This window comes from Hymenobacter sp. 102, assembly GCF_049949205.1.
Lineage (GTDB): Bacteria > Bacteroidota > Bacteroidia > Cytophagales > Hymenobacteraceae > Hymenobacter.
Map to the genome: position 1 here is coordinate 58,389 of NZ_CP188175.1, position 16,698 is coordinate 75,086.

Consider the following 16,698-nt stretch of genomic DNA (forward strand, 5'->3'; position numbering starts at 1 on the left):
GATGCACGCCAAGCTGATTAACCCAAATGTGCACGGCAAAAAGGCCTATAATAACCAGGGCAGCGCCGCGCAGACCCTGAATTACCTGACCCAAGAGGCCCGAAAGAATGGCCTGGAGGCTCGCTTTTTTGACGGGCAGCTAGACGCGCTGGACCGGGATTCCGTGCTGGCAGCCCTGGACAACAACGTGAAAGGGCTGCGGGCCAATGAGGCCAAGTTCTACTCCCTGGTGCTGAGCCCCAGTCCGGAGGAGCTGGCCCACGTCGGGGGCGGCGAGGAAGAGAAGCTGCGCACGTTTACCCGGGAGGTAATGGCCGCCTATGCAGCGGGGTTTCGCCTCAAAGACGGAGGGGCTGTGGGGAAGGATGAGCTGGTGTGGGGCGCCATCATTCACCAGGAGCGCACCCACCGGGGCACCGACGCGGCCGTGAAAGAAGGGGAGGCCCAGGCCGGGCAGCCTCGGCCCGGCTTGCAGGCCCACATCCACGTGGTCGTATCGGCCCGGGACCGAAGCCAGCGCGTCACGCTCAACCCCGGCGGGCGCGTGAGCCGGTTCAGTTTGCGCGACTGGCAGGAGGAGGCCCGGCTCGTATTTGAGCGGCAGTTTCAGTACCAGGGCCCTGCGCCTAAACGAAAGGACGCCCCCGCCATAGCAGCACCGAACCCCAAGCGCAACGCGCGGATTGCCGAACGGGTCGGGCAGCTGAACCGGCAGGCCGCGCCCAGCCAGCGCCTGGATGCCGAGCGGGTGCAGCGCATTGCGCAGGGGCGGGGCTATGACCGCATTTTCTACGACCGGCTGCGACGGGTGGAAGACCGTGCCCGGCAGGGGCGGCCCCTCGACAATGCCTATCACTTGCTGGCCACGGGCCGCGAGGAACCCGCCCGACCCAATACCGGGCACCGGGTACGCCAGGCCCTGCACAGCCTGCAGCAGACCCTGCGAGCTACCAGCGGGCCGGAGCACGTCGCCACCCAGGACATTGGGGAGCAGCGCCGGCGCGGGCAGTGGGAGGCCGAATTGTAATTCCAAGTACTGCACGCTTAAAACAACCCGACTATGAGCATGATGAGTGCCCCCCGGCAGCCGAGCAGCCACCGCCTGACTGGCCTGTACATCGCCCTGGGATTCCTGCTGGCGTTGCTGGCCGGCGGTGAGTATTACCTACTTTCTCACCCCTCCTTCCTGGCCGGGACCGGAACCCCTGCTGCCCCGAATGCAGGCTTGGGGGCTTCCGTTACCACCCGCCTGCTGCTGGGCACGGCCACGTTTTACCAGCGCTTTGGCTTACTCATTCGCGCGGGGATTCTGGTAGCAGGGGGCCTGCTGGCCGTGCTGCTCAAAGCCCCACCCGCGCGGCCCGGGCAGCGGCGCTGGCAGCCCACGCAGCTGCAGCTGCGGCGCGTTCAGCTGGGCGCCGCCGGGGTGGGCCTACTCACCGGGGCGCTGCTGCTGGCCATGGCCACGTTTTCAGCCGGTATGGTAGCCTGGCTATACCCCACCGCGGCCCTGCTGGCGTTGGGCGCGGGCCTGGCAGCCGGCATTGCGCGGGCCCTGCACAAGACCGAGCGGTTCGGGCTGCGCACCGAGCGCCGGCAGCAGCTCACCGAGTACGGGTTTAGTCTGGCCACGACGGACGGGGGCTGGATTAACATTCCCAACCCGTTTCGGGGCACGCTGGTGCTGGGCGGGGCGGGAGCGGGCAAGTCGTATTCGATTGGCGAGCCCCTGATTGAGCAGTTCACTGAGAAGGGGTTTGCGGGCCTTATCTATGACTTTAAGTTTCCGGTGCTGGCCGAAGCCGCGCAGAAGGCCTTTGTGCTGGCTGATGCCAAAGCCCGGGCGGCGGGGGAGGAGCCAGCTCATGTGCAGCTGCACATCATCAACTTTAAAGACCTGGAACGCAGCGAGCGGGTGAACCCGCTGCGGGCCGACAAGATGCCGGTAGTAGCCTACGCCAACGAGTACGCCCGCGCCATCATGGCCAACCTGAACCCGGAGAGCATTAAAAAGATGGACTTCTTCGACACCAGCGCCAACGCCTTTCTGACGGCCATCATCTGGTTTTACAAGAAGAACTTCCCCACGTTTTGCACCCTGCCCCACGTGGTAAACACGGCCTTGCACCCGGACTTCACCCACGTGCTGAGCATGCTCGACACCGACCCCGAGTGCGGCGACATGGTGCGAAGTATCACGACGGCTGTGAAGCAGCGGGCCGAGAAGCAGGTGGCTGGCGTCATCGCCTCGCTGCAGATTGTGCTCACGCGCATCAACTCGCCGGAAATCGCCTGGGTGCTGACGCCCGACGAGGCGAGAGGGGAGGGGTTCAGCCTGGATTTGAATGATAAGCAAGCGCCCAAGGTCTTAGTAGTGGGCAACGACCCCACGCTGAAGGAAACCTTCTCACCGGTTATCAGCTGCATCGTGGCCGTGGCCTTGAAGCTGATGAACCAGCAGCACAAGCACCCGAGCTACGTGTTTCTCGACGAGGCCGCCACCATCTACGTGCCCAACCTGGAGGTGATACCGGCCACGGCCCGCAGCAACAAGGTGGCCATGATTTACATGACCCAGGATTTGAGCCAGATGATTGACGCCTACGGCCGGGAGAAAATGCAGGTGATGGTGAGCAACCTCAACAACCAGTTTTTCGGCAAGGTCAACTCCCTGGAAACGGCCAAGTTCGTCTCGGAGCTGGTGGGCAAAGAGGACCGGGAGATGGTGTCGGCCAGTTTGGGCCGCAGCCAGAGCGGCGGCAGCCGCGGCGCCGGCAGCAGCATCAACCAGAGCGTGAGCTGGCAGGAGCGCAACCTGGTGCGCCTGCAGGATACCATTACCCTCGAAACCGGCGAGTTCATCGGCCAGACCGTAGAAACCGAGCAGCCCTTTTTCCAGGGCAAGGTGGAGCGCCAGGCGGCGCCCGGCACGTACCCGCTGCACCCGCTGGCCACCTTTGAGGGTGGGCCGGCCCCAAAGCTGGCCGAGGCACCGGCAGGGGAGGGGCAGGACCCGGATTGGCTGAGCCAGCGACGGGCAGCCCGGCAGGCGGGGAGTCAGTCCCCCGCGGAGCCGGTCAGTGCGCTACAGGCGGTTATTCAAGCCAACTTTGAGCTGATTCGGGAGGATGTGGCCAGCATTGTCGGGCAGTACGCCAACACCCTCAAGCCCGGCCAGATGCCGGACAATGAACCCATGCTATAAAGGGTGTTTGGGGCACCTTAGCCGCTGGAATGGTGTTTTATAAATGCCCGTCGTTTATCCCTTTTACGTAGTTTGCATGATGGAAACGCCTGCTTATCCTACCCCCCAGTTTGGCCCCCGCGAGCAAACCCGCGAGCAGCGGCAGTTCATCATCAGTCAGTCAGTGGGCATCACCCGCAGCCAGGGCCCGTACGAAGTGCCGGACTGGCAGGCCAAGCTGCACGAACAGTACGTGGAGGGCCTGGTCGACCTGGATTACGTGGGGGCCCGCCACGACGAGTACCGCGCCCAGCTCATTGCCAGCCAGCAGACAGCTGCGGCGGGAGCCAAGTAGTTCGCTTTCGTGACACCCCAGCCTGGCTACCCGCGCCGCGCTGTTTTGCTCCCGCGTTTTTTGGTTACGAACCGCCGGGTACGCTAGGCCCATGACCGACCGCTTCACCAACCCCGAAACCGGCGTTTTCTACAACCAGCTCGGCCTTACCGATGCCGAGGAGCTGGACCGGGAAACCAAGCGCCTGTCCCTGCGCCGGCTCACGGAACTGGCGGCGGGCCGCGGCCCGCAGTGTGAGCGCTTCGACGCCGCGCGGCTGCGGGCTACCCACCGGTACCTGTTTCAGGACGCATTTGAGTGGGCCGGCCAGACCCGCCGCGAAGGCAGTTTCCAGGGCGTCAAAGCCGCTGACCTGCCCGGTATCGAGCGGCCCATGCACTTCGCGCCTTACGAGCGCATTGACGAGCGCCTGAACGCGCTGGGCGAGCAGCTCAAGCTTGAGAATAACCTCAAGGGCCTGCCTACGCCCGAAGCCTTTGCCGAGCGGGCGGCCTACTACTTCGACCACTACAACCACGTGCACGCTTTCCGGGAAGGCAACGGTCGCACCCTGCAGGCCGCGTTCAGCGAGCTGGCCCAGCAGGCCGGTTACCGGATGGACTTTGGACGGGAGCACGAAAAGCTAAATCCCGCCCGCGACCAGGGCATCGTGAGCCTGCACGGCGCGCCGCACAAAAAGCGGGACCTGCAGGCCCTGCGGGACTTATTTGCCCGCAACACCACGGCCCTGCCCGGAGCAGCAGCCGAAGCAGCCCGGCACCCCAGCCAGGCGCGTCCCCTGACGGATGGACCCACGCCCACCGTGCGGCAGATAGAGCAGCTACGAGACCTGGTTGCGGCAGCCCCGGCCATGCAGCAATTGGTAGCCGGTGTGGACTACCGGCGCACGCAACGAGCGGACGCGCTGCTTGCGCAAGTACTCGACATCGACCGCAACCCTCAGCAGGGCCTGCCAAAGCATGGTGCGGGCCTCAGACAGCTGGTGCAGGAGGTGGTGCAGGACAAACGCTTCCAGGACCCTGTTTCTCAGCAAGAGGCCGCCCGGTTTGGGGCCGCACTGGCCGTTTTGCAACCACCCGCACAAGCACGAGCCGTGGATGTAGTGCCGGCAGTAACGCCTCCCCAGTCCCACCCTTCCGCAACAACTGCGTTTGTGCAGGCGGCTAAGCAGCTGGTCGAAGGTTTAAAGGAGCAGGGCTACCCGGGCCCGGCGGATTCCTTATCGCGGGCAGCAAAAGCCGTGGAGAAATCTGCTTACCTGGGCGGCGCCAACCTGCAGGCAGTCACGGAGGCCTTGTCCAGGGCTGAGAAGATACCGGCATTGGCCGACGATGCCGCCGCCCTGCGGGGGGCTGGGCGCAGCTTGCAGGAAGCGCAGCGCAACCTCGCGCCATCGAAGCCGGCCCAGGAGAAGGAAGGCGTAGAACGGTAAGCACCCGGCATCTGCGCACGTAACTTTAAACCAGACCCATGAATTTATACATAGAAGCCGAGTACGAAGCGGCCAGCTGGGAGCTGGAGCAATTGCTGGACCAGTGGCCCCGGAACGCGGAGCGTACGCTCACGCTGCTGGCAGCAATCGAAGAATTCTTTCGTCAGGGCGCTTGCCACTGGCCCGCGCCAGTGCCCCTGCGCCTGCCCGAAGGGCCAATTGAGGAAGCGCGTCGGGCCAGGGCCTGGGCCCACCGCGAAAATCCCGCGCTGGCCCGGCAGTACCTTTTCAACGTAACCCAGGCCAAAGCGGCCTTAGCCGCCCGGGAAAACCAGGTGAAGAATGAGTGAGGCTTCAACTGACTACTGCTAATTGCTACCTTGCCACCGATGAAGGACGATGAATTAGAGTTCCTGCAGGAACAGCTGGAGGCGACGGAGTTGCTGCCCTGTGCCACCTGCCGGCAGGAAACGCTACACGCCCACGAGGAGGTGCTGGAGCGCTATGCGCACGCCACGGAGCTGTTGATGGCGTGCACTGCCTGTGGTACTCGCCGTACCTGGATGCTACTTGAAACGCCTAATTAGCAGTCCCACTACACCCTTAACACCCTTGCTTTTTCGGATGGTAATCGGGTAGTGTTAATCCCATCTCCAGCAGAGTCCCGGTACATGGTGGGTTATTGTCCCGGTTCCTATTTGGTCAATATTTCAATGACCTGAACCGGTCAATACAGGGACAGGCAAGTACTCATTGAGGGCCTGGTGGTGGAAGTGTATTTTAGCGTTTGCTTAAATAAGAAAACATTACCTTTGAAAAAATTTAAGGTATGTCTTCTTCCTCTTGCATCCGGGTTTTCGCTGATACGGCCCACATTGAACAGAGCAGGCACCGCTTGGCCGCCGCCGAGCCGGAGCTGCAGTCACTGGCGGCCGTGTTGGCACTGGCTGGCAACGAGGTGCGCCTGAAAATGCTGTTTCTGCTACTGGACAAGCAGCAGCTGTGCGTGTGCGACCTGGCCGATGTGCTGCAGATGAACGTGTCGGCCATCTCCCAGCACCTGCGCAAGCTCAAGGACGGCGGGGTAATACAGGCCCGCAAAGTCGGACAAACGGTATTTTACTCGCTGTCGGCGGCGCATTTGTCCGTACTGCAGCCGCTGCTGACCCCGGCATCCACCTCTGCTTTCCTCACGCCCGCCCGATGAATACCACGCCCGCTACCCCAACCAAGTCCCTGGCCGGCACGGGCCTGCTGGCCGCCCTGGCCGCTTCCCTGTGCTGCATCACCCCCTTGCTGGCCATTGTCGGCGGGCTGGGGGGCGTGGCCAGCACGTTTGCCTGGCTGGAACCGTTGCGTCCCTATCTGGTAGCCCTGACCGTGGGCGTGCTGGGGTTCGCCTGGTATCAGCAACTGCGACCCGCGCCCGCGGCAGCCGACGACTGCGGCTGCCCCGTGCCGGCCAAGCCCTCGCTGATGCAGTCGCGGGGCTTTCTGGCCACGGTCACCGTGCTGGCCGCGCTGCTGCTGGCCTTTCCCTACTACGGAGCGCGGTTCTACCCGTCGGCGGCTCCCCAGCCCGTGGTAGCCACCAGCGCGGCCCCGGTGCTGCAAACCAGCTCCTACCGCATCGGCGGCATGACCTGCGAGGCCTGCGCCCGCCACGTCGAGCACGACGTGCAGCAGCTGCCGGGGGTGCAAAGCGTGCAGGTGTCCTACGAGCAGGGCACGGCCCAGGTCCGTTTCAATGCCGCCGTCACGCCCGTGGCCCAGGTAGAGGCCGCCATCAACGGCACCGGCTACTCGGTGCTGAACCCTTCTGCTACCCGCTAATTGCCCTGCTATGATTTCCCTCACACCAGATACCCCCACCCCGCCAGTAACGCTGACCTCGGTGCTTACCTGCCCAGTCTGCCAGCACGCGCAGGCCGAGCAGATGCCGACCGATGCCTGCCAGTGGTTTTACGAGTGCACCAGCTGCCACACGGTGCTCAAGCCCCTGGCCGGCGACTGCTGCGTGTACTGCTCGTACGGCACCGTACCCTGCCCGCCTATTCAGGAGCAGGGCAAGGGCGCCTGCGGCTGCTGCTAGTTACTTCTCGTTGACTTTTCCCCTTTTATCTCCCTTATTCATGTAAAGCTATTGCTTTGCTGCTTGCTAATAGAGCTTGCTACTTTTGTCCAACTTTACCCAACATGGCTGACTTAATTGTATACGGTACCTCAAGAGGCGCACCTAAGCACTACACAGAACTTCCACGCACCAAAATGCGCTATCTGGCGATAAGAACTGTGCCTAACAGTTCCAAGCTTCAGGTAATTGTAGGCGCTGAAGACTTAAACAATGTGGCCCGTATCGGATACCAGCAAATTGAGAAAACAGGTGAGGTATTGGTATACGAGAACGTGGTTGAGTTCTTGGAAGACTGGACCAACATTTTTTCAGACCAGTTGTAACTGAGGTGGTCTAGGCAAGACGGACAGAAGAAGGACGTATATTTCTTCTGTGATGACAGCCAAAAAGAACGGGGCGTCGCCCGACAAACGGCGTAAATACGACGAGGCGTTTAAGACCGAGGCCCTGCGCCTGGCCAGCGAGAGCCGCAGCACCCAAGCGGCGGCGCGGCAGTTGGGCATCAGCCCCAAGCTGCTCTACCGCTGGCAGCAGGCGCAGCTCGTGGCCGAAGTGGGCAGTGAGGAAGTGGCGCGCGACCCGGAAGTGCGCGCCCTGCGGGCCCGACTGAAACGGGCCGAGCAGGAGCTCGACATTTTAAAAAAAGCCTTGGTCATCTTCGGCCAGCCGACCCGGTGAGCACCTACCAGCACATCGCCCAACGCCGGGCCCACGTACCCGTGCGCCAGCTTTGCCAGGTGCTGCGCGTGGCCCCGGCCGCCTACTATGCGTGGCAGCGCCGCCGGCAGCAGCCGGTGGTCGAGCCGGCCTGGCAACTGGCCGTGCGCGAGGTATTTGCGCACCACAACCAACGCTACGGCACCCGCCGGCTGCGGGCGGAGGTACAGGCGCAAGGCCACGCGGTGGGCCGCTGGCGCATCCGCCGCGTGCTAAAGGCGCACGGCTTGTGGGCCCAGCAGCCGCGCTCGTTTGTGCCCCGCACCACCGACTCGGACCCGGCCGTGCGCGCGGCGCCTAACCGCTTGCTCGGCCAGCCGGCCCCCACCGCCCCGAACCGGGTCTGGGTGGGCGACATCACCTACCTGCCCCGCCAGGGCGGCGGCTGGCTCTACCTGGCCGTCTGGCTCGACCGCTGCTCGCGCAAAATCGTGGGCTGGGACGTACGCGACACCATGCCGGAGGACCTAGTCAGCGAGGCGCTCCGTCGCGCCCTGGTCGTGCGCCGCCCCCCGGCCGGGCTGGTCGTGCACTCCGACCAGGGCAGCCAGTACACGGCCACCCGCTTCAAGGACTTACTGGCCCGCCACGGGGCCGTGCAAAGCATGAGCCGGCGCGGCAATTGCTACGATAACGCCCACGCCGAGTCCTTTTGGAGCCGCTTCAAAGCCGAACTGCTCGACGGCGGCAGTTTCCCCGGCCTGGCCGAAGCCAAGCTCGAAATCAGCCACCACATCGCCTACTACAACGCCGAACGACGCCATTCCGCCCTCGGCTACCAAGCTCCCAACCATTTCGAACTCCACCTTCAAACAACGTCCCAACTCTGTCCAGCTTAGCTAGACCACCTCAGTCTGGCCTTCCTGCTGCAGCTCGACGGCCGTGGCCAGGCCCAGCGACAGCACCTCGATGGTAAGGGCAATGGCCAGCAGCATCCCTTCCTCGGCACCCGCCGCGAAGCCGATGCCCAGCAGCAGTCCGTCGATGAGAATGTCAATGGCCACGCCCGTGAGCAGGCCCATGGGCAGGGGAGCCCGGCGCTGGTCGGCAGCTTTCTCGGATTCCGACGTCCACATAACGTCCGGGGCGAAGTAGGGAATCGGGTTGGCCTTCTCCTTGTCCGCGGCCTTGCGGGTCAGCGAGCGCAGGGCCAGCATGACCCCTACGCCGAAGGCAAAGCCCAGTCCTACTTCCAGGGGCCGGTGCCGGGCCACGATATCGGGCAGCAGCTCGACGGCCACCACGGAAAACACCACGCCGGCCGCGAAGTGCAGAATGGCGCTGCGAATGGCGGCGCCCGGCGGGCGTAGCACGGCTATTACGGCTCCCACCACCATGATGGCAGCGGGCACCAGGGAATACAGCAGCACTTGCGTCCAAGAGGGGGTTACGTCCGGCGTAACGGCTAGTAATAGGGCTGGTAGCATACTCATTACATGTTCAGCGCCCCGATGCCGGCCGCGTTCAGGCAAGCTTCCTTGAAGGCTTCGGCGTAGGTAGGGTGGGCGTGCGACATCAGGCCCACGTCTTCGGCCGCACCGCGGAAGTGCATGATGCCCACGGCTTCGGCGATGATGTCGGCAATGCGCGCGCCAATCATGTGCACGCCCAGAATCTCGTCGGTTTGCGCGTCGGTGAGCACCTTTACCAGCCCTTCGGTGTCGGCGCCGGCCAGGGCCCGGCCGGAGGCGGAGTAGGGAAAGGAGCCCACCTTGTAGGCCTTGCCCTGCTCTTTGAGTTGCTCTTCGGTGTAGCCCACGCCCGCTACTTCGGGCCAGGTGTATACCACATTGGGAATGAGCAGGTAATTGACTTCCGGGTGCTTGCCGGCAATGAGCTCGGCCACGTACACGCCCTCGTCGGAGGCCTTGTGGGCCAGCATGGCCCCGCGCACCACGTCGCCCAGGGCCCAGATGCCCGGCGCGGTGGTTTGCAGGTCCTCGTTCACCTTCACCCGCCCCTTTTCGTCGAGCTCCACGCCGGCCGCGGCCAGGTTCAGCCCATCGGTATAGGGCCGGCGGCCCACCGACACCAGGCAGTAGTCGCCCTCCAGCTGCAGCTCGGCCGACGGCCCGCCCTGGGCAGTGAGCTTGACCGCGTCGCCGGTGCGCTCCACGGCCGTCACTTTGTGGGAGAGGTAGAACTCCAGGCCCTGCTTCTTGAGCGAGCGCAGCAGCTCCTTGCCCAGGGTACGGTCCATGGTCGGGATGATGGCGTCGGTGTATTCCACCACCGACACCTTGCTGCCCAGACGGGCGTACACCGAGCCCAGCTCCAGGCCGATGACGCCGCCGCCCACAATAATGAGGTGCTTGGGCCGCTCGCGGAGGGCCAGCGCCTCGGTGCTGGTGATGACGCGCTCCTTGTCCAGGGTGATGAAGGGCAGGGTGCTGGGCTTGGAGCCGGTGGCGATGATGATGTTTTTGGCCGTCAGCTGCTGCTCTTCCCCACTGCCCCCGTCGCCGGGCTGCACCCGCACGGTGGTGGCATCCACGAAAGAAGCCACGCCGTGGAGAACGTCCACCTTGTTTTTCTTCATCAGGAACACCACCCCGTCGCACACCTTTTTCACCACCTGGTCTTTGCGGTCCATCATGCGGGGCAGGTCGGCGCGCAGGTTGTCGGCCGCGATGCCGTGCTCGGCAAACTGGTGGGTGGCTTTTTGGTAGAGCTCGGTGGATTCAAGTACGGCCTTGCTGGGGATGCAGCCCACGTTGAGGCAGGTGCCGCCCAGGGTGGGGTACTTTTCGATGATGGCCGTTTTCAGGCCCAGCTGCCCGCAGCGCACGGCGGCGATGTAGCCGCCGGGGCCGGAGCCGATAATGATAACATCGTATTTATTCATGAAAGACGGAGAAGAAAATGAAAGGGTGAGGTGAGGCAGGATAGTAAAAGGCCAGGCTATGCGAGGTTGGGCTCGACGTGCACCAGCACGTTGTACACCGCCGGCCGGGCGCGCTTGATGGCCGCTTTCACGGCGCCGGCAATGGCATGGCCCTCGCGCACGCTAATGCCTCCATCGACCAGCACGTGCAGGTCGACAAAAAATTCCAGGCCCATCTTGCGCACAAAGCATTTCTCGGTGGCTACCACGCCGGGCACGGCTTCGGCCAGGGCGCGCACATCCGCTACCCAGGTGCCCGCCGGGGCCTCGTCCATGATTTCGCCGAAGGCCGGCCGGAAAATGTGGTACGCGTTGTACACGATAAAGGCGCAGGCCACGAGCGCTGCCCAGTCGTCGGCACTTTCGTAGCCGGGGCCCCCCAGCAGGGCAATGCCGATGCCCACAAACGCCGTAGCCGAAGTAATGGCGTCGGCGCGGTGGTGCCAGGCATCGGCTTTCACCGCCGCGCTTTCCACTTCCTGGCCCACGCGCAGCACCCGGCGGTAGAGCGTTTCCTTGATGGCAATAATGACAGCCAGCACCGCCAGCGTGAAACGGGCGGGCAGCTGGTGGGGCGTCTGGATACGCAGGATGCTCTCGTAGGCGATGTAGGCCGCAGCCGCCAGCAGCGCCCCCGCCACCAGCATGGCCGCCAGCGGTTCGGCCTTGCCGTGGCCGTATGGGTGATTATCGTCCGGTTCCCGGGCGGCGGTGCGCAGCCCCAGCCACACAATGCCAGAACTGACGATGTCGGTGGCCGACTCAATGGCATCGGCAATCAGGGCGTAGGAGTTGCCCAGCACCCCGGCCGTGCCCTTGCCCAGCACCAAGGCCACGTTGGCCCCGATGCCCCACAGGGTAGAGGCCTGGCCACGCTCGGCCCGCTGGCGATTCGTAGGGGAGTTAACTGACTCCATGAACGATGGTAAGAGTATCAAGCCTTAGCAATTTGCGGGGGTTGCGTGTCGTGCGCTTACAGGTGCGTTTCGTGCTGGGCGAAGTCGCCGCGTTCCACCTGGATGGTGGCGTGCTGAATGGGGTGCTTGGTCGTGAGGTAGTCGTGGGTGCGGGTGAGCACGTCCTCGTGGCGGGCTTCGTCGGTCAGCACCACGTGGAGGCTCAGCGCGTTGACGCCCGAGGTGAGCACCCAGGCGTGCAGGTCGTGCACGGCCGCCACGCCGGGCACCTGCAGCAGCCCCTGGCGCATGGCTTCCAGGTTCACGTCGGCTGGGGTGCCCTCCAGCAGCACGTTCACCGACTCCTTGAGCAGGGCCCAGGTGCGGGGCAGGATGAACAGCCCAATGCCGGCCGAGAGCAGCGGGTCGGCGTAGTACCACTTCGTGGTGAGCATGATAGCCCCGGCAATGAGCACGCCCACCGATGTGAGAAGGTCAGACAAGACCTCGAAATAGGCGCCCTTCATGTTCAGGCTCTCGCCCGAGCTTTTGCGCAGCAGGTACACGCCGTAGAGGTTGACGAGCATGCCCACGCCGGCCACCCACATCATGGTGTTGCTCTCCACCTTGGGCGGGTTCAGGAAGCGAAAATAGGCCTCGTAAAGGATGTAAATCGAAATCAGAATCAACACCACCGCGTTGGTGAGGGCGGCCAGAATCTCAAACCGGTAGTAGCCGTAGGTGCGCGCGGGCGTGGCCGGCTTCTCGCCGAAGCGGATGGCCAGCAGGGCCAGGCCCACCCCGGCCACGTCGGTGAGCATGTGGCCCGCGTCGGCCAGCAGGGCCAGGCTGCCGGTCCACCAGCCGCCCACCACTTCGGCCACTAGGTAGGCCAGCGTCGTGAAGAAGACGATGGTCAGGGCGCGCTTGTTGCGCGAGGCGGCGCTGCCGCTCATGCCGTGAGCGCCACTCATGCTGATTGAACGTTGTGGTGGTGGGGGCCTTCGCGCAACTCGCGGGGCATGGACTCAACAACCGATAAAGGCGCTTTGGTCGGTGGTACATTGGGGACGGCTGGCGGCGTGCTGCCCGTGCCGGGCGTGGAATAGTCCATGCGCTGGATGCGCACCGCGTTGAGGATGGCGAGCAGGGCGACTCCCACGTCAGCAAACACGGCCTCCCACATGGTGGCCAGGCCCCCGGCGCCCAGGGCCAGCACGATGCCCTTCACGATAAAGGCCAGCCAGATGTTCTGCCATACCACCCGGTGGGTGGCGCGGGCAATGCGGCGGGCGGTGGCAATCTTGCTGGGGTGGTCGGTTTGAATAACAACGTCGGCGGTTTCGATGGTGGCGTCCGAGCCCAGGCCGCCCATGGCAATGCCTACGTCGGCCAGGGCTACTACCGGGGCATCGTTTACCCCATCGCCCACGAAGGCCAGCTTGCGGCCCGCATCCTTGTACTGCTGCACGTGGCGCACCTTGTCCTCGGGCAGCAGCCCACCATAGGCCTCGTCGAGGCCCAGCTCCTTGGCCACGCGCTGAGTGATGCTGTCCTTGTCGCCCGAAAGCATCACGATTTTGGTGATGCCGTCGGCGCGCAGCTCCTGCACGGTGCGGGCCGCGTCCTCCTTGGGCGAGTCGGCCACGGTCAGGTAACCGGCGTACTTTCCGTCCACTGCCGCCACCACAATGCTGTCGAACACCTGGTCAACTTCGGCGGGGTAGGCCACGTTGAACTTGGTGAGCAGCTTGGTGTTGCCGGCCAGCACGTCACGGCCGTCTACTTTGCCGCGCAGGCCGTGGCCGCTGATTTCTTCCACATTATCCACCGAAACGCCCTGCGCGGCTGCGTCTGCGTGCAGCACGACGGCCTTGGCAATGGGGTGGGTAGATTTGGTTTCCAGCGCGCCGACCAGGCGCAGCAGCTGCGGGGCATCGAAACCCGCGGCGGGCTGCACCTGCTGCACGGCGAAGATGCCCTGGGTGAGCGTGCCAGTCTTGTCCATGACCACCGTGTCGAGCTCGCGCATCAAATCCAGGAAATTGGAGCCCTTGAACAGGATGCCGGCCTTGGAGGCCGCGCCAATACCGCCGAAGTAGCCCAGCGGGATGCTGATGACCAGCGCGCAGGGGCAGGAAATGACCAGGAACACCAGCGCCCGGTAGAGCCAGGTGCGAAACACGTAGTCGTCCACCACCACGTAGGGCACCGCCACCAGCAGCACGGCCAGCGCCACCACGATAGGAGTATAGACCTTGGCAAACTTGGTGATGAACTGCTGGGTTTTGGCCTTTCGCCCCACCGCGTCCTGCACCATGGCCAGAATTTTGGCCAGCTTGGTGTCCTGGTAGGTGGCTGTCACCGCCACCTGGATCAGGTTTTCCAGGTTGACCATGCCGGCCAGCACCGGCTCGCCGGTTTGCTTGGTCTGGGGCACCGATTCGCCCGTCAGCGCCGCCGTGTTGAAGGAGGCCGGGCCCTGGGCCAACGTGCCGTCCAGCGCCACCTTCTCGCCCGGTTTTACCTCGATGGTGTCACCCACTACGACTGCTTTGGGGTCGAGCACTACGGTTTGCCCGTTGCGCACCACGGTGACCTCAGTGGCCTGAATTTCGAGCAGGGCCCGGATGCTGCGCTTGGCCCGGTTCACGGCCGCATCTTGGAACAGCTCGCCCACGGTGTAGAACAGCATCACGGCCACGCCTTCCGGGTACTCGCCGATGGCAAAGGCGCCGATGGTGGCGATGCTCATGAGCAGGAACTCGTTGAAGATATTGCCGGAAGGAATGCTGAGCACGGCCGAACGGATGACTTTCCAGCCCACCAGCAGGTAGGAAACGCCGAACCACAGCAGGCGCACGTAGCCGCGGAAGAAACCCACGTCGAAATAGTCCAGGGCAATGCCCGAGAGCAGCAGCACCAAGCTCACGCCGGGCCACAGGTAAGGATTGGCTACCGCCGGGCCGTGGTCGTGGTCCCCGTCGCCGTGGTCGTGGTCGTGGCCGGCGTGCGCGTCGCGCGTCGTATCGGCCGCCGGGGCGTGGTCGTGCCCGGGGACGTCGTGGCCTTGGGGGTTGGCGGCCGCCGCCGGGGTAAGCTGGTCGCGGTTGAGCGCGCCCACGTTGTCGAGGTCCACCTGCTTGGCGGTGTTCAGCTCCTCGTTGGTGTTCTGGGATGAGGGGTCGGGCATGAAAAGGCAGAGTTACGGATGAGGGAAAGCACGGGCGCCTGCGCTACCAGTGCACGAAAAAACCGGCCAGGCCCACCAGCACGAGCACCGCGCCGGTAACGCGGCGCTCGTGGCGGGCCAACCCGCTGAGGTTCAGGCGGCGGATGCCGCTGTACGCGGCGGCCACCAAGGCGGTCATGGCCCCCACCGACACGAGCAGGTACGTGGCCATGACCAGGGCCAGCGCCGGGGTGCCGTGCGACCCGGCGGCCAGAAAAAAGGTTTGGATTTCCAGGCACGGGGCCAAAAACATGGTGGCCGCCAGGCCCAGGACCGCCCGGCGACGGGACCGGATGGCCACCGGTGCCGGGTCGGGATGGGTATGCCCCGGTCCGGAGAAGGCGTAGAGCACGCCGAGGCCGATGAGCAGCAGCGGGGCTACCCAGCCAGCAAACTGCTCGAAGCGAACCGACAGCTTCCACCCCAGCAGCCCCAGGGCCACGCCCAGCAGCAACGTGCTGAGCACGTGCGCCAGCCCGGCCGCTACCGTTACCCCCACCGCCCGGCGCAGCGTCCACCGCTCGGCCCGCGCCACGGCCAGCACCGGGGCCCAGTGGTTGGGAATGGCGGCGTGCAGCAGGCTGAGCAGAAAGCATCCGGTGAGCAGGTTGAACATGAGCAGCGGTACGCAACGGGGGGAGATTCGGGAAGGAATTTTCTATTCTTCTTCTTCCGCGTTCTTGAGTTTGGCCAGCAGCGAGTACGCCCCGTCCGTGACGAAAGTGGTGGTGGCGGGCACGGCCTCGGGCAGGACGACTTCGGTGTAGCCGTCCTCGCTGCGGCCTAGGGTGACGGGCACCATGCGGTAGCGGCCGGCCGCTTCCACGGCAAAGGCATAGTACTGGCCTTCAAAGCGCACCAAGGCCGCGTCGGGCAGGGCCGTGGCGTCGCTGCGGCCGGTTTCGATGGTGGCGCGCACGTAGAGGCCCGGCAGCAGGGCCGGGTCGTTTTCCTCGTCGAGGTGGCCGTGCACGCGCACGGTGCGGTCCTCGCCGATGGCCTTGCCCACGAGGTACACGCGAGCGGTCCGCTCGCGGCGGGAGCCGGTGGAGTCGCTGGCCAGGGTGAAGCGGATCAGCTGACCGTTCTGCACCCGGGCCACGTCCTTCTCGAACACGGTCAGCTCCACGTGCAGGTGTTCGGGGTCCACGATTTCAAACAGCGGCTCGGTGGCCGTCACGCTCTGCCCCACCGTCACGTTGACGGCGCGCACAAAGCCCGCCCGCGGGGCGCGCAGCGTGGCCGTGGGGGTGATGGCCCCGCCCACGGGCAGCCCGGCGATGCGCAGCTGCGCGGCCTGGGCATTGGTCTGTACCTGCAGCGCTTCGGCTTCGGCCTGGGCCCGCTGGTAGTTTTTCAGGGGCGCCACTTCCTGCTGGTAGAGCTCCCGCTGCCGGGCCAGTTCGGCGTTGGCGAACTTGAGGCGGCTGCGCGTTTCCAGGTACGTTTGCTGCAGGGTCACGAACTCGGGGTTGCGCAACACGGCCAGCACCTGGCCCTTGCGCACCCGCGTGCCCTGCAGCAGCTCGGTGTGCTGCACGTAGCCGCCCAGCGGGGCGGTGATGGACACCGAGCTTTCCGGCGGCACGTCCAACGTGCCGTTCACGGCCAGGCCCGCACCCATGGCCTGGGTCGAGAGCCGGCCGGTTTTCAGGCCCCCGGCCTGCTGTTCGGCCGCCGACAGGGTGACCAGATCGGTTGCTTCGTCGGCCTCGCCGCCAGCTTCGGCCGCTTCGGGGTTCGCGCCGGCTTCGGCCGCTTCTTTGGGTTCGGCCGCTTTTTGCTTGTCTGCGCCGCAGCCCGCCGCGGTCAGGGCCAGCAGCAGCGTCAGGAATGCAATGTTCTTCATAATGAGAATGTCGAG

19 protein-coding genes are annotated in these 16,698 nt (G+C 64.7%); 12 read left to right on the forward strand and 7 right to left on the reverse strand.

The genetic code is table 11. The features are described 5' to 3' along the window. Position 1: 1 nt before the first annotated feature. The 12 genes from ACN19L_RS24935 to ACN19L_RS24990 all read left to right on the forward strand — a co-directional run bounded on the left by ACN19L_RS24935 (position 2) and on the right by ACN19L_RS24990 (position 8,661). Positions 2 to 1,027: a DUF5712 family protein gene (locus ACN19L_RS24935; protein ID WP_426491500.1), complete on the forward strand. Its 1,026-nt coding sequence runs from the start codon at positions 2 to 4 to the stop codon at positions 1,025 to 1,027. A 39-nt stretch (positions 1,028 to 1,066) separates the two neighbouring features. Next, the gene (locus ACN19L_RS24940) at positions 1,067 to 3,205 is read left to right on the forward strand and encodes a TraM recognition domain-containing protein (RefSeq protein WP_426491501.1); all 2,139 of its coding nucleotides are present in this window, start codon (positions 1,067 to 1,069) and stop codon (positions 3,203 to 3,205) included. A 76-nt stretch (positions 3,206 to 3,281) separates the two neighbouring features. Continuing rightward, positions 3,282 to 3,539, forward strand: a complete 258-nt coding sequence (locus ACN19L_RS24945; RefSeq protein WP_247977150.1) for a hypothetical protein — start codon at positions 3,282 to 3,284, stop codon at positions 3,537 to 3,539. Positions 3,540 to 3,630: 91 nt separating this feature from the next. Continuing rightward, on the forward strand, positions 3,631 to 4,971 hold the full coding sequence (locus tag ACN19L_RS24950; protein WP_426491502.1) for a Fic/DOC family protein: 1,341 nt from the start codon (positions 3,631 to 3,633) through the stop codon (positions 4,969 to 4,971). A 38-nt stretch (positions 4,972 to 5,009) separates the two neighbouring features. Beyond that, positions 5,010 to 5,321 carry a hypothetical protein gene (locus ACN19L_RS24955; RefSeq protein WP_426491503.1) on the forward strand — a complete coding sequence of 104 codons (312 nt, stop codon included), beginning with the start codon at positions 5,010 to 5,012 and terminating at the stop codon, positions 5,319 to 5,321. Positions 5,322 to 5,360: 39 nt separating this feature from the next. Then, the gene (locus tag ACN19L_RS24960; protein ID WP_190786113.1) at positions 5,361 to 5,558 is read left to right on the forward strand and encodes a hypothetical protein; all 198 of its coding nucleotides are present in this window, start codon (positions 5,361 to 5,363) and stop codon (positions 5,556 to 5,558) included. Between the two features lie 242 nt (positions 5,559 to 5,800). Next, on the forward strand, positions 5,801 to 6,178 hold the full coding sequence (locus ACN19L_RS24965) for an ArsR/SmtB family transcription factor (RefSeq protein ID WP_190786114.1): 378 nt from the start codon (positions 5,801 to 5,803) through the stop codon (positions 6,176 to 6,178). Continuing rightward, a complete protein-coding gene (gene merTP / locus ACN19L_RS24970) occupies positions 6,175 to 6,804 on the forward strand; it encodes a mercuric transport protein MerTP (RefSeq protein ID WP_190786115.1) in 630 nt (209 codons plus the stop codon). Before ACN19L_RS24965 ends, merTP begins: the two co-directional genes overlap by 4 nt. Before the next feature lie 10 nt (positions 6,805 to 6,814). Continuing rightward, entirely contained in the window at positions 6,815 to 7,063 is a 249-nt protein-coding gene (locus tag ACN19L_RS24975) for a GDCCVxC domain-containing (seleno)protein (protein ID WP_190786116.1), read from the forward strand. A gap of 104 nt (positions 7,064 to 7,167) precedes the next feature. Beyond that, positions 7,168 to 7,428: a hypothetical protein gene (locus tag ACN19L_RS24980; RefSeq protein WP_190786117.1), complete on the forward strand. Its 261-nt coding sequence runs from the start codon at positions 7,168 to 7,170 to the stop codon at positions 7,426 to 7,428. Between the two features lie 52 nt (positions 7,429 to 7,480). Further along, positions 7,481 to 7,783, forward strand: a complete 303-nt coding sequence (locus ACN19L_RS24985) for a transposase (protein WP_223831499.1) — start codon at positions 7,481 to 7,483, stop codon at positions 7,781 to 7,783. Then, positions 7,780 to 8,661 carry an IS3 family transposase gene (locus tag ACN19L_RS24990; protein ID WP_426491298.1) on the forward strand — a complete coding sequence of 294 codons (882 nt, stop codon included), beginning with the start codon at positions 7,780 to 7,782 and terminating at the stop codon, positions 8,659 to 8,661. The genes ACN19L_RS24985 and ACN19L_RS24990 overlap by 4 nt, the downstream gene beginning before the upstream one ends. Here ACN19L_RS24990 and ACN19L_RS24995 read toward each other — a convergent pair whose 3' ends face one another. The 7 genes from ACN19L_RS24995 to ACN19L_RS25025 are packed head-to-tail and all read right to left on the reverse strand — an operon-like array spanning position 8,662 to position 16,683. Then, on the reverse strand, positions 8,662 to 9,249 hold the full coding sequence (locus ACN19L_RS24995) for a ZIP family metal transporter (RefSeq protein WP_426491504.1): 588 nt from the start codon (positions 9,247 to 9,249) through the stop codon (positions 8,662 to 8,664). It abuts the gene before it with no gap. Positions 9,250 to 9,254: 5 nt separating this feature from the next. After that, complete coding sequence (gene lpdA, locus ACN19L_RS25000; protein WP_426491505.1) at positions 9,255 to 10,667, reverse strand: dihydrolipoyl dehydrogenase; 1,413 nt, start codon at positions 10,665 to 10,667, stop codon at positions 9,255 to 9,257. Between the two features lie 56 nt (positions 10,668 to 10,723). After that, a complete protein-coding gene (locus ACN19L_RS25005) occupies positions 10,724 to 11,623 on the reverse strand; it encodes a cation diffusion facilitator family transporter (RefSeq protein ID WP_196956747.1) in 900 nt (299 codons plus the stop codon). Positions 11,624 to 11,679: 56 nt separating this feature from the next. After that, positions 11,680 to 12,576, reverse strand: a complete 897-nt coding sequence (locus tag ACN19L_RS25010) for a cation diffusion facilitator family transporter (protein WP_426491506.1) — start codon at positions 12,574 to 12,576, stop codon at positions 11,680 to 11,682. After that, a complete protein-coding gene (locus ACN19L_RS25015; protein WP_426491507.1) occupies positions 12,573 to 14,795 on the reverse strand; it encodes a heavy metal translocating P-type ATPase in 2,223 nt (740 codons plus the stop codon). The genes ACN19L_RS25010 and ACN19L_RS25015 overlap by 4 nt, the downstream gene beginning before the upstream one ends. A gap of 43 nt (positions 14,796 to 14,838) precedes the next feature. Then, entirely contained in the window at positions 14,839 to 15,450 is a 612-nt protein-coding gene (locus tag ACN19L_RS25020) for a hypothetical protein (RefSeq protein WP_426491508.1), read from the reverse strand. 42 nt (positions 15,451 to 15,492) lie between these two features. Continuing rightward, positions 15,493 to 16,683, reverse strand: a complete 1,191-nt coding sequence (locus ACN19L_RS25025) for an efflux RND transporter periplasmic adaptor subunit (protein WP_426491509.1) — start codon at positions 16,681 to 16,683, stop codon at positions 15,493 to 15,495. Positions 16,684 to 16,698: the final 15 nt, after the last annotated feature.